Below are 13,530 nucleotides of genomic sequence, written 5' to 3' on the forward strand. Positions count from 1 at the left end.
CGCGACGGCTTCGATGGTGATGGCGCTGCCTTTTCGACGCGTCGTTTTGGTGGTGCTCTTCAAAAAACGGAGTCCTTGTTGCGCCGCATGATGACAAGCGCCGGCTCGGGTGCGTAGTCTGCGCCTCGACGTGATGGTAGCGCTATCAATCAGCGGCAGTCAGGCCTAGGGGGCCTTTACCCGCGTCGTCTGGCAATCCTGAAACGGAGTTTGAGTCGCAGCGAGCGCAGCGCGCTCTGCGATGTTCGGCGTGGAAGACGGGCTTGGCCCGTGCGTGCCTCTTGGGGGAGGGGCGGTACATCCATCGATCGCATGTCAGAGGGGAGAGTCATGAACGCTTCTATGTTTCGTCGTAGGCCAGACCTGGGGGCTCGTTCATGAGCCGCACGCTGGCGAAGTTCACGTCCAGGGCCATGTTCACGTTCGTCGGCGGCGTCCTGGTCATCAATCCCGCATTCGCCCAGGACGCGCCGACGCCGGCGCCGCCCGCCCCGCAGCAGGCCGAGAGCAGCCCGACGCAGCTGGACACCGTGCAGGTCACCGGCCTGCGCAACAGCCTCAGCCAGGCGATGGACATCAAGCGCGATTCCGCCGGCGTGGTGGATGCCATCAGTGCCGAGGACATCGGCAAGTTCCCCGACACCAACCTGGCCGAATCCCTGCAACGCATCACCGGCATCTCCATCGAGCGGCGCGATGGCGAAGGCGCGCAGGTCACCGCGCGCGGCTTCGGCCCGCAGTTCAACATGGTCACGCTCAACGGGCGGCAGATGCCCGGCGCCGATGCGTTCGGCGCGGCCGGGCAGGTCGCCATCGGCGGTGTCGACGGCGGCACTCGCGCCTTCAACTTCGCCCAGCTTGCCGCCGAAGCGATCAACGGCATCGAGGTCTACAAGACCAGCCAGGCCAACGTGCCCAGTGGCGGCATCGGCGCCACCATCAACATCCTGACCTCGCGCCCGTTCGACCATCAGGGCATCGTCGCCAGTGCCGGCGCCAAAGCCGTCTCCGACCGCAGCCAGCCGTTCGACAACGCGTTGACGCCGGAGCTGTCCGGCATCTTCAGCTACAGCAACCCGGACAAGACCTTCGGCGTCGGCGTGAGCGCGAGCTACCAGAAGCGCAAGGGCGGCTCGGTGCAGGCCACCGAGAACTACTGGAACGTGCAGCCCTGGACCGGCTCGATGCCCGGCAATCCGACCGTGGTCAATGCGCCGCAGGTCGGTGCGCTGTACGCCCGCCCGAACGACCTGCGCTATGCGTTCTCCGAGTTCGAACGCGAGCGCGTCAACGGCCAGGCGGTACTGCAGTTCGCGCCCACCGACAGCCTGACGCTGACCCTGGACTACACCTATTCGACCAACGAGATCACCGAGAATCGTGGCGAGCAGGGCATGTGGTTGCAGAACAGCAACTACACCGACGTGACCTTCGATACCAGCGGCGCGGTAGCCACGCCGCTGTACATCCGCGAGATCGCCGGCACCAAGGATTTCGGCCTCGAGCAGCAGCGCAGCATGCAGAAGTACAAGCTGGGCTCGCTCGGCCTGAATGCGGTCTGGAACGTGACCGACCGGCTCAAGCTCAGCTTCGACGCGCACGACTCGAAAAACGAGAGCCGGCCGAACGATCCGCTGACCGGCGGCGGCTCCCTCTTCATGAGCATCGCCGGCACCAACAACTGCACCACCGGTCCGCACTGCGGCGGGTCCTGGGTGCAGGAGCTGAACTTCAACAACGGCCTGCCGATCGGCACCCAGGTCTGGTATCCGAGCGACGCAGATGCCGCGGCCAACACCAACGGCGTGGTCAACCCGGGCTTCGTGCCTGGCGAGATCGGCACGCAGGTGCTGCGCGTCAACTCGCAGAGCCAGATCAGCCAGATCAAGCAGGCCCGCGTCGACGGCGAGTGGAGCTTCGACCAGGGCCGCTTCCAGTTCGGCGTGGACAGCAGCAAGTCGACCACCCATCGCATCCAGGCCGCCGAGGCGTATTCCACCCTGGGCGACTGGGGCGTGGCCAATGTCGACCGGGACACCGCCGGCGGCCTGATGAACCTGATGCAGCCGGTCAACATCATCGGCCTGTTCGACGACTACGGCGGCACGAGTTGGCCGGCATGGCGCGGCGATGCGGGCCGGCTCGCGGAATGGGCGGCTGGCCAGTACGGCGTCGGCCTGGGCGTGAGTCCGCAGCGTGCCGCCGACAACTTCGTGGAAGAGAAAACCCGCTCGGCCTATTTCCAGGTCGAGCTGGATGGCGAGTTGGCCGGTAGGCGCACCAATACCCGGCTGGGCGTGCGCTACGAAACCACCGACGTGGTGTCGACCTCGGTCATCGCCACGCCCGAAGCGATCGAATGGCAGTCCAACAACGACTTCCGCGTGGTGCTGTCCAACGAGCAGCAGCCCTTCAGCGAAAAGACCACCTACAGCTACATCCTGCCCAACCTCGATTTCAGCATCGATCTCACCGACACGCTGAAGGGCCGCGTCTCGTTCGGCAAGAGCATCGCGCGCGCGCCGATCGGCAACCTCTATGCCGGTCCCGGCGCACAGCAGCCGTTCGGATCGGTGCTGATCGATCCGTCCTCGCGGGCCAGCGGCACCGCGCAGAATCCCGCGCTGAAGCCGCTGGAGTCCGACAACCTCGACCTGGCGCTGGAGTGGTACTTCGCCGACGCGAGCTACCTGTCGGTGACGTACTGGAACAAGTCGGTCAACAACTTCATCGGCAACACCGTGGTGCAGGAGAATCTGTACGGCCTGCGCGATCCGACCTCCGGTCCGGACGCGAGGACGGCGCTGGCATTCCTCACCAGCGGCGCCTGCCTGGCCCAGGTCGGCCCGGCCAATGCGGCGGCCTGCTCGGCCAACGATACCTCGCTGTTCACCGCGCTGGCCCTGCTGCGCAACAACCCGGCCGGCCTGGCCGCCTACAACGGCAGCGGCGCGCAGGTGCTGGCGACCGAAGCGGCCTACGATCTGTACGGCGAGGCCGACGACCCGCTGTACGAGTTCAACGTCAACCGTCCGATCAACCAGAACCAGGCCAAACTGCACGGCTGGGAACTCGGCGGGCAGTACTTCTTCGGCGACACCGGGTTCGGCGTCCTGGCCAACTACACCATCGTCAAGGGTGACGTGGGCTACGACAACGGCGGCGATCCGGGCGTGGACCAGTTCGCGCTGACCGGCCTGAGCGATACCGCCAATGCGGTGCTGATGTACGAGAAGTACGGTTGGTCGGTACGCCTGGCCTGGAACTGGCGCGACCAGTACCTGATCCTGGCCAACCAGGGCACCAGCCGCAATCCGTACTATGTGGAACCGTACGAACAGTGGGATCTCAGCGTGAACTACACGTTGAACGACAACTGGTCGTTCGGGCTGGAGGCGATCAACCTGACCGGCGAGGACGTGCGCTGGCGCTCGCGCACCTCGCAGATGATCGTGAAGCTGGCCGACCAGAGTCCGCGTTACATGCTGGGTGTGCGTTACAGGTTCTGAAGGAGCGGGGAGTTCTTCTTCGCATGTCGCCACGGGTGCCGCCGTTGTCGCGGCGGTGCCTGTGCAAGGCGCCCACCGGGAGTGCGCAACACGATGCCGCGTTACGAACTGCTCAACAACATCGCGCACCGCGACCTGCGCGTGGCCACTGACTTCGGGCCCGAGTACGGCGACGCGGTGTGCATGGTGCCGGCCTATCCGAGCGAGTTCGCCGAGCTGCAGCGGGAGTATCCGATCTTCCTGCGCAAGGACCCGGCGACGGGGGCGTGGCAGTCGGTGGCGCTGCTGGGCTTCGAGCAGCACGAGAACCTGTTCCTGCAGGAGCGGCGCTGGACGGCCTCGTATCTGCCGGGGGCGGCGGCCAAGGGGCCGTTCCTGATCGGATTCCAGGAGCAGTGGGTCGACGGCGTGCCGACCCGGGAGGCGGTCCTGCACGTGGACATGGAGCATCCGCGGGTGACCGCGATGCAAGGCGAGCCGGTGTTCCTGCCGCAAGGGGGCAATACGGCCTATCTCGACCACATCGCCGGTGTGCTGCGCGGCCTTCATGAGGGCCATGCCTTCGGCGCGTATATGTTCGCCGCGCTCGATGCGCGCGGGCTGATCCAGCCGGTGGCGCTGGACGTGCAACTCGATGCGCAGCACCGGGTCGGCGTCGAGGGCCTGCACGCGATCGACCGCGAACGGCTGGCGCAGCTGGACGGCGCCGCGCTGGCCGAGCTCAACCGCGCCGGGTATCTGGAAGGGGCGTACCTGATGCTGGCCTCGCTGCACAACATGCGGCGCCTGATCGCCGAGAAGCAGCGCCGCCTGCGCCTGCAGGATGCCGCGGTCGCGGCGGGCAGGAACTGACCATGCCGGACGGCGGGGCCATGCGGATCCTCGAGGGCGTGCAGCCCACGGCGCTGCCGCTGCAGGCGCTGGTGGCGGCCGGGGAGCCGGTGGTGCTGCGTGGCATCGCGCGCGACTGGGGACTGGTCCAGGCCGGGGTGCGCTCCACCCAGGAGGCGTTGGCCTACCTGCGCGGCTTCGATGCCGGCACGCCGGTGCCGTATTCCTTCGGCGGGCCCGAGATCGAAGGGCGTCCGTTCTACAACGCCGATTTCACCGAGTTGAACTTCGAGGTCCGGCGCGCAACGCTGAGCCAGGTGCTGGACGCGATCGCCGACACCTTCGAGGATCCGCGGCCGCCCACCTACTATGTCGCGTCGCTGCGGACCGAGCGGGCGCTGCCCGGCTTCGCGCAGGCCAACGACGCCGGCCTGGCGGCGTTGGGGATCGACGCGCCGCCGAGCATCTGGATCGGCAACCGGGTGACGGCGTCCTGCCATTTCGATACCCCGGACAACCTCGCCTGCTGTGCGGTGGGCCGGCGCCACGTCACCCTGTTTCCGCCGGAGCAGATCGACAACCTGTATCCGGGGCCGCTGGAACCCACGCCGGGTGGGCAGGTGGTCAGCGTGGTGGACATCGACCGCCCCGACTTCGCGCGTCATCCGCGTTTCCGCGATGCACTTGCCAGCGCACGGCATGCCGAGCTGGAGCCCGGCGATGCTCTCTTCATCCCCAGCATGTGGTGGCACCACGTGCGCAGCCTGGCGCCGTTCAACGTGCTGGTGAACTACTGGTGGCGCAGTGCGCCGGCCTTCCTGCCGTCGCCGCTGCCGGCACTGCAGCACGCGATGTGGGCGCTGCGCGATCTGCCGGCGCGCGAGAAGCAGGCCTGGGCGACGCTCTTCGACTACTACGTGTTCGGTCCAGGCGAACGCGCGGGCCAACACCTGCCCGAGGCGGCCCGGGGCGAATTGGCGCCGTTCGACGAGGCACGGGCGCGCCGCACGCGCGCGCAATTGCTGGCGCGGCTCAACCGCTGATGGGAGCATCGCCTTGACCCTCGCCACCACACCAGACGGACGCATCCGCAAGGTCGTCATCGCCGGCGGCGGCACCGCAGGCTGGCTGGCCGGCTGCGCGCTGGCCCACCAGTTCCGCGATCGCCTGGACATCACCTTGGTGGAGTCCGAGCAGATCGGCACCGTGGGCGTCGGCGAATCGACCGTGCCGCCGATCCGCACCTTCCACCGCTTTCTGCAGATCGACGAGCAGGAGTTCCTGCGCGCCGTGGCCGGCACGTTCAAGCTCTCCATTTCCTTCGAAAACTGGCGTCGCCCCGGCGATCGTTTCATCCATCCGTTCGGCACGATCGGGCAGGGCACCTGGGCCACGCCGTTCCATCATTTCTGGCTGGACAGCCTGCGCCGCGGCATGCCGTCGGACCTGGGCGATTTCTGCCTGGAAAGCGTCGCCTCGCGCGGGGACAGGTTCTCGCTGGAGACCCAGCCGCAGGTCAATTACGCCTACCACTTCGATGCAGCGCTCTATGCGAAGTTCCTGCGCAAGAAGGCCGAAGGGTACGGCCTGCGCCGGGTCGAAGGACAGATCCGCGAGGTGCGGCAGCATGCGCACGACGGGTCCGTCGCGTCGCTGCTGCTGCACGACGGGCAGGTCATCGAGGGCGACCTGTTCATCGACTGCACCGGCTTCCGCGGCCTGCTGACCGAGCAGACGCTGCATACCGGCTACGAGGACTGGCACGAATGGTTGCCCGGCGACCGCGCCGTCGCGGTGCAGACCGAGGCGGTCGCGCCGCCGGTGCCGTATACCCGCGCCATCGCGCACGCGGCCGGGTGGCGCTGGCATATCCCGCTGCAGCACCGGGTCGGCTGCGGGCTGGTGTTCTCCAGCCGCCACATGTCCGACGACGAGGCGCACGCCAAGCTGCTGCGCGACGTCGACGGCCCGCCGTTGCGGGATCCGTGGCTGGTGCCGTTCCGCAGCGGGCGCAGGTTGCAGGCGTGGAACAAGAACGTGGTGGCCCTGGGCCTGGCCAGCGGCTTCATCGAGCCGCTGGAATCGACCAGCATCCACCTGACCATCAGCGCCGTGGTGCGCCTGATCCAGCTGTTCCCATCCGACGCCATCAGCCCGGCGCTGGTGGAGCTGTACAACACGGTCAGCCGCCAGGAGATGGAGCACGTGCGCGACTTCATCATCCTGCACTACCACGCCACCCAGCGCGACGAGCCGATGTGGAAGGCATGTCGCGCGATGGCGCTGCCCGAGTCGCTGGCGCTGCGGCTACGCGCCTGGCGCGAGCGGGCGCATGCCTGGCAGGACCCCGGCGAGTTGTTCCGCGTGGACTCCTGGACCAGCGTGTTCGTGGGGCAGGGCGTCCAGCCGGGACCGCCGCATCCGCTGGCAGCGGCCATCGACGACGCCGACTTGCGCACGCTGTTGACGCGGATCCGGCAGCCGCTGCAGCAGGCCAGCGCGGCGATGCCGTCGCAGGCCGAGTTCATCGCACGCTATTGCAAGGCGGCGCCGGACCTGTGGCAGCGGAGCGTTTCCCTGGCGTAGTGGCATGCATGCCGTCACCCAAAAATGATAGCGCTAACTTGAGGCGGGTACGAAGTGGACGACATGGAACTGGTGGCCGGAATCGATGCGGGGACGCAGAGCCTGAAGGTCGTGGTCTACGACCCGGTCGGGCGCAGCGTCGTGGCCAGCAGCAGTGCGCCGCTGGATCTGCATTCCGCCGCCGATGGCAGCCGTGAACAAAACCCGGCCGACTGGGTCGCGGCCATGCAGGCCTGCTTCCAGGCGATCGATCCTTCGCTGCGATCGCGCCTCGGCGCGCTGGCGGTCTCGGGCCAGCAGCACGGCTTCGTTCCGGTCGATGCGGCGGGCGAGGTGCTGGCCCCGGCCAAGCTGTGGTGCGACACCAGCACCTCGGCCGAGTGCACGCAGATCATGGACGCGGTCGGTGGCGCGGCACGCACCATCGCACTGGCGGGCAATCCGATCCTGGCCGGCTACACCGCCTCCAAGCTGCCGTGGACCAAGACGCACCGGCCCGACGCCTATGCGCGGCTCGCCACGATCCTGCTGCCGCACGACTACCTCAACTTCGTGCTGACCGGCCAGCGCTTCTGCGAATACGGCGACGCGTCGGGCACGGGCTGGCTGGACGTGCGCACCCGCACCTGGTCGACCGAGCTGCTGCGCGCCACCGATCCGCAGCGCGACCTGGCGGAGTGCCTGCCGCGCTTCGCCGCGCCCGATGCGGTGTTCGACATCGCCCCGGCCGCCGCCAGCCTGCTCGGCGTGCCGGCGACGCTGAAGGTCGCCGTCGGCGGCGGCGACAACATGATGGCGGCGATCGGCACCGGCTGCGTCGTCCCCGGTCGCCTGGCGATGAGCCTCGGTACCTCGGGCACCTTGTTCGCCTATTCCGACACGCCGGTGGTCGACCCGGACGGCGCGTGGGCCGCGTTCTGCTCGTCCACCGGCGGCTGGTTGCCGCTGATCTGCACGATGAATTGCACCGTGGCGACCGAACAGGTCGCCGCCGCCTTCGGCTTCAGCACCCGCGACGGCGATACGCATCTGCACGCCACCGCGCCCGGTGCCGACGGACTGGTGATGCTGCCGTTCCTCAACGGCGAGCGCACGCCCGACCTGCCGCTGGGCAAGGGCATGCTGGCGGGCCTGGACACGAGCAACATGACCCCGGCCCACCTCTATCGCGCGGCGATGGAAGGGGCGACCTACAGCCTGAAGTACGGCTTCGACGCGTTCGTGCGCGCCGGCATGCGCTTCGAGCGCATCGTGCTGACCGGCGGCGGCAGCAACAGCGGCGCGTGGCGGCAACTGGTGGCCGATGTGTTCGGCCTGCCGGTGGACGTGCCGAAACAGGCGGAGGGCGCGGCGTTCGGTGCGGCCCTGCAGGCGCTGTGGGCGCTGGGCCGGGCACGCGGCAATGCCGCCTCGATCGCCGACATCGCGCAACGGCACGTGGCGCTGGATCCGCGACTGTCCGCGCGCCCGGATCCGGCGCGCACCCAGGCCTACGCCGCGGCCTATGCGCGTTTCCTGCGTCATCTCGACGCCATGACGCCGCTGTTGCGCGGCTGATCCTCCGCTTCGCTCCCCTCCCATCACGACAGGACCACGCACCATGCACACCCAACCCTTCATCGGCTCCAAGGAATACTTCCCCGGCATCGGCCGCATCCCCTTCGAAGGCCGCGGCTCGGACAATCCGCTCGCCTTCAAGGTCTACGACGCCAACAAGGTCGTCGGCGGCAAGACCCTGCAGGAACATCTGCGCTTTGCGGTCTGCTACTGGCACACCTTCTGCAACGCCGGGCAGGATCCGTTCGGCCCGGGCACGCGCCACTTCCCCTGGGAGGTCGGCGCACCGATGGCCAGCGCCGAGGCGAAGGTGGATGCGGCGTTCGAGTTCTTCACCAAGCTCGGCGTGCCGTACTGGTGCTTCCACGACATCGACCTGGCGCCGGACGCCGACGATGCCGGGCAGTACGAGAAGAACCTCAAGCACATGGTCGGCCTGGCCAAGGCGCGCCAGCACGCGACCGGGATCAAACTGCTGTGGGGCACGGCGAATCTGTTCTCGCATCCGCGCTACATGAACGGTGCCGCGACCAATCCCGATTTCGCGGTGGTGGCGCGCGCTGCGGTACAGGTGAAGGCGGCGCTGGAGGCGACGGTGGAACTGGGCGGCGAACACTACGTGTTCTGGGGCGGCCGCGAAGGCTACGCCTCGCTGGTGAACACACAGATGAAGCGCGAACTCGAGCACTTCGCGCGCTTCCTCACGATGGCGCGCGACTACGGCCGCAGCATCGGCCTGAAAGGGAACTTCCTGATCGAGCCCAAGCCGATGGAGCCGATGAAGCACCAGTACGACTTCGACAGCGCGACGGTGGTGGGTTTCCTCAAAGAGCACGGCCTGGACAAGGACTTCAAGCTCAACATCGAGGCCAACCACGCCACGCTCTCCGGCCACACCTTCGAGCACGATCTGCAGGTCGCCGCCGATCACGGCCTGCTCGGCAGCATCGACGCCAACCGCGGCAACGCGCAGAACGGCTGGGATACCGATCAGTTCCCCACCGATCTGTACGACACCGTCGGCGCCATGCTGGTGGTGCTGCGCCAGGGCGGGCTGGAGGGCGGGCTGAACTTCGACGCCAAGGTGCGCCGCGAGTCCACCGACCTGGAGGATCTGTTCATCGCCCACATCGGCGGCATGGATGCCTTCGCCCGCGGGCTGGAAGTGGCCCATGCGCTGCTCAACGACTCGCCTTGGGAACAATGGCGCCAGGAGCGCTATGCCAGCTTCGACAGCGGTGCCGGCAAGGAATTCGCGCGCGGCGTGCTCGGTCTCGCCGAGCTGGCGGCGCTTGGGGCGAAGGGGGGCGAGCCGCGGCAGATCAGCGGCCGGCAGGAGCGCTACGAGAACCTGATCAACCAGTACCTGCTGCGCTGAGCGCGGCGGCAAGGAGGAGCGCCGTGACCGACCACCCTTCCACCCGCAACAGCGGCGCTGTGCTGGCCGCGCTGCTGCTCGCGCTCATCGCCTGCAAGGGCGCTGTGCAGGCCGCGACGCCTGCCCCGGCGGAGGCCAGCCCCTGGCCCAACGTGACCTGGCCGCTGCCGGAGGATCCGGTGCTGGAACAGCGTCTCAGCGACCTGATCGCCACCATGACGGTGGAAGAAAAAGTCGGCCAGCTGGTGCAGGGCGATATCGGCAGCCTCACCCCGGAGGATCTGCGCACGTATCGGCTGGGGTCGATCCTGGCCGGCGGCAACTCCGATCCCGGCGGCCGCTACGATGCCACGCCCGCCGAATGGCTGGCGCTGGCCGATGCGTTCTATGCGGCGTCGATGGACACCGCGCATGGCGGCAAGGCGATTCCGGTGCTGTTCGGCATCGACGCCGTGCACGGGCAGAGCAACATCGTCGGCGCGACCCTGTTCCCGCACAACATCGGCCTGGGCGCGACCCGCAACCCGGCGCTGCTGCGCCGCATCGGCGAAATCACCGCGCTGGAGACCCGCGCGACCGGCATGGAGTGGACCTTCGCGCCGACCGTGGCGGTGCCGCAGGACGATCGCTGGGGGCGTACCTACGAGGGCTACTCGGAGTCGCCCGAGGTGGTGGCCAGCTATGCCGGCGCGATGGTCGAGGGACTGCAGGGCAAGGTGGGCACGCCGGCGTTCCTCGATGGCCGCCATGTGATCGCCTCGGTCAAGCACTTCCTGGGCGATGGCGGCACCACCGACGGCAGGGACCAGGGCGACACCAAAATCGGCGAAGCCGAGCTGGTGCGCATCCATGCCGCCGGCTATCCCCCGGCCATCGCCGCGGGCGCGCAGACCGCGATGGCCTCGTTCAACAGCGTCAACGGCGAAAAGATGCATGGCCACAAGGGCTATCTGACCGATGCGCTGAAAGGGCGCATGCACTTCGGCGGCTTCGTGGTGGGCGACTGGAACGGCCACGGACAGGTCAAGGGCTGCACGCCCACCGACTGCCCCGCCACCATCAACGCCGGCCTGGACATGGCCATGGCCTCGGACAGCTGGAAAGGCTTCTACACCACCACGCTGGCGGCGGTGAAGAACGGCACCATTTCGCAACAGCGCCTGGACGATGCGGTGCGCCGCATCTTGCGGGTCAAGATGCGGCTGGGCCTGTTCGAAGCGGGTAAGCCATCGGCGCGCGCGGTCGGCGGGCAGTTCGCGCTGATCGGTGCGCCGGCGCATCGCGCAGTGGCGCGGCAGGCGGTGCGTGAGTCGCTGGTGCTGCTGAAGAACCAGGGCGGCGTGCTGCCGCTGTCGCCGAAGCAGCGCATCCTGGTGGCCGGCGACGGCGCCAACGACGTCGGCAAGCAAGCCGGCGGCTGGACGCTGAACTGGCAGGGCACCGGCACCACCCGCAAGGACTTCCCGAACGCGGACACCATCTACGAGGGCTTCGCGCAGCAGGCCAAGGCCGCCGGCGGCGAGGCCGTGCTGGCGGTCGACGGCAAGTACACGACGAAGCCGGACGTGGCCGTGGTGGTGTTCGGCGAGAATCCCTACGCGGAGTTCCAGGGCGATCGGCCGACCCTGGCCTACAAGCCGGGCGACGACACCGACCTGGCGTTGATCAAGCGGCTCAAGGCCGACGGCATCCCCGTGGTCGCGGTGTTCCTCAGCGGACGCCCGCTGTGGGTCAACCGGGAACTCAATGCCGCCGATGCCTTCGTGGCGGCATGGCTGCCCGGGTCGGAAGGCGCGGGCGTGGCCGATGTGCTGCTGCGCAACCCGCAGGGCGGCGTGCAGCACGACTTCAAGGGCACGCTGAGCTTCAGTTGGCCGCGCACGGCCACGCAATACGCCAACAACGTGGGGCAGACGCACTACGACCCGCTGTTCGCCTTCGGCTACGGCTTGCGCTATGCCGACAACGGCGATCTGCCCAAGTTGCCCGAAGTCTCCGGCCTCACCGGCAACGAAGGCGCGGCCGGGGTGTTCTTCGTCCGCGGTGCGGCCGGCCCGGGCCTGGCGCTGCGCCTGGAAGGGGCCAATGGGCAGGGCGTGACCGTCACCCGGGTGCCGGAATCGCTCGATGGCGCACTGCTGAAGGTCACCGGCGTGGACCACCTGGCGCAGGAGGATGGCCGCCGTCTCGCCTGGTCGGGCGGGCGCGAGGCGGTGGTCGCGCTGCAGTCGCATACGCCGCTGGACCTGCAGCGCGAGAGCAACGGCGACCTGATGCTGGTGACCACGCTGCGGGTCGACGTCGCCGCGCAGGGCGAGGCCTGGCTGGCGGTCGGCTGCGGCAGCGGCTGCGCGGCGCGGGTGGCGATCGGGCCGACGCTGGCGGCGCTGCCGGTGGGCCAGTGGAGGCGCGTCGGCGTGCCGCTCAAGTGCCTGGCGGCGGCCGGCGCGGACCTGAGCAAGCTGGATCGCCCCTGGGCGTTGGCGACCGCGGGCACGATGACGCTCTCGGTGTCGCGGGTCGCGCTCGGCGCGCTGAACGAAGCGGAGACCACCGTCGCATGCCCGAGCGCGTGAGCCGGCGTCCTGCGCTAGCGCCCCTTGGGCGGGCTGGCGACCGAACCGCGCGTCACCAGCCGGTGCGGGACCACGTGGTCGCTGGACACGCGCGCGTCGTCGCGCCTGTGGCGGATGCTGCGCAGCAGGATGTCGATGGCGGCATCGGCCATCGAGGCGATCGGTTGATGGATGGTGGTGAGCTCCGGCCAGACGGTCGTGGCGGCCGAGGTGTCGTCGAAGCCCACTACCGACAGGTCGCGGGGCACCTCCAGGCCGCGCCGGTGCGCGACCGAGATCGCCGCCGCGCCCATGTCGTCGTTGCTGGCGAAGATCGCGGTCGGCGGCCGCCGCTGCGACAGCAGCTTCTCGGCGGCGGCCAGGCCCGAGCGGTAGGTGTAGTCCCCTTGCTGGACCAGGCCGGGTTCGACCTTCAGCCCGGCCTCCTGCAGGGCGGTGACGAAGCCTTCGTAGCGCCGCGCGCTGGCGCTGAGGTCCTGACGGCCGCGGATGAAGCCGATGCGCCGGTGGCCGTGCCGGATCAGGTGGTCGGCCATCTCCTTGCCGGCGTGGAAGTCGTCGATGCGCACGCAGGAGATCGCGTCGCTGAGGCGGCCGGAGGCGATCGCGACCACCGGGATGCCGGCCTTGACCAGCTCGGTCACCGCCGCCTGCGATTCGCACAACGGCGGCGGCAGGATGACGCCATCCACGCGTCCGCCCAGGGCGCGCGCGGCCTTGCGCTCGGCGTCGGCGTCCAGGTCCTCCCAATAGTGGATGACCAACTGGATGGCAGCGTTGGAGGCGACGCGCAGCAGGCCGACCAGCAGCTCGCGCAGGTAGGCACCGCTGGGATTGGTGTAGATCAGGGCGATGCGCGTGTGCTGCGCGGCGGCCAGCGAACTGGCGGCCAGGTTGGGCGTGTAGCCCAGCTCGCGCACCGCGCGCATCACGCGCTCGCGGGTGGCATCGCGCACCTTGCCGTGGTTGATCGCGCGCGAGACGGTCATCGGCGAGACCCCGGCCAGGGCCGCCACCTCGTCGATCGTCACCCCGCTGGTCTTGCGGCGCACCGCTTTCTTCGGCTTCTCCAAAACGCGTTCCCTTTGTTCTG

The 13,530-nt window shown here is 68.7% G+C and carries 8 protein-coding genes; 7 read left to right on the forward strand and 1 reads right to left on the reverse strand.

Annotated elements, in window-relative coordinates:
- Positions 1 to 377: 377 nt before the first annotated feature.
- From AC1PME_RS02435 to AC1PME_RS02465, 7 genes are all read left to right on the forward strand, one after another.
- The gene (locus AC1PME_RS02435) at positions 378 to 3,509 is read left to right on the forward strand and encodes a TonB-dependent receptor (RefSeq protein ID WP_481097184.1); all 3,132 of its coding nucleotides are present in this window, start codon (positions 378 to 380) and stop codon (positions 3,507 to 3,509) included.
- Positions 3,510 to 3,602: 93 nt separating this feature from the next.
- Positions 3,603 to 4,361 (forward strand): SapC family protein, encoded by a 759-nt coding sequence (locus AC1PME_RS02440; protein WP_481097185.1) that lies wholly within the window; start codon positions 3,603 to 3,605, stop codon positions 4,359 to 4,361.
- A 20-nt stretch (positions 4,362 to 4,381) separates the two neighbouring features.
- Positions 4,382 to 5,383 (forward strand): cupin-like domain-containing protein, encoded by a 1,002-nt coding sequence (locus AC1PME_RS02445; RefSeq protein WP_481097186.1) that lies wholly within the window; start codon positions 4,382 to 4,384, stop codon positions 5,381 to 5,383.
- A gap of 13 nt (positions 5,384 to 5,396) precedes the next feature.
- The gene (locus tag AC1PME_RS02450; RefSeq protein WP_481097187.1) at positions 5,397 to 6,926 is read left to right on the forward strand and encodes a tryptophan halogenase family protein; all 1,530 of its coding nucleotides are present in this window, start codon (positions 5,397 to 5,399) and stop codon (positions 6,924 to 6,926) included.
- Positions 6,927 to 6,989: 63 nt separating this feature from the next.
- Positions 6,990 to 8,483 carry a xylulokinase gene (gene xylB / locus AC1PME_RS02455; RefSeq protein WP_481097188.1) on the forward strand — a complete coding sequence of 498 codons (1,494 nt, stop codon included), beginning with the start codon at positions 6,990 to 6,992 and terminating at the stop codon, positions 8,481 to 8,483.
- Positions 8,484 to 8,526: 43 nt separating this feature from the next.
- A complete protein-coding gene (xylA, locus tag AC1PME_RS02460) occupies positions 8,527 to 9,861 on the forward strand; it encodes a xylose isomerase (protein ID WP_481097189.1) in 1,335 nt (444 codons plus the stop codon).
- Positions 9,862 to 9,884: 23 nt separating this feature from the next.
- Positions 9,885 to 12,437: a glycoside hydrolase family 3 protein gene (locus tag AC1PME_RS02465; RefSeq protein WP_481097190.1), complete on the forward strand. Its 2,553-nt coding sequence runs from the start codon at positions 9,885 to 9,887 to the stop codon at positions 12,435 to 12,437.
- Between the two features lie 14 nt (positions 12,438 to 12,451).
- Here AC1PME_RS02465 and AC1PME_RS02470 read toward each other — a convergent pair whose 3' ends face one another.
- Positions 12,452 to 13,510 (reverse strand): LacI family DNA-binding transcriptional regulator, encoded by a 1,059-nt coding sequence (locus tag AC1PME_RS02470; RefSeq protein ID WP_307548176.1) that lies wholly within the window; start codon positions 13,508 to 13,510, stop codon positions 12,452 to 12,454.
- Positions 13,511 to 13,530: the final 20 nt, after the last annotated feature.

The organism is Xanthomonas sp. NCPPB 901 (assembly GCF_056725085.1).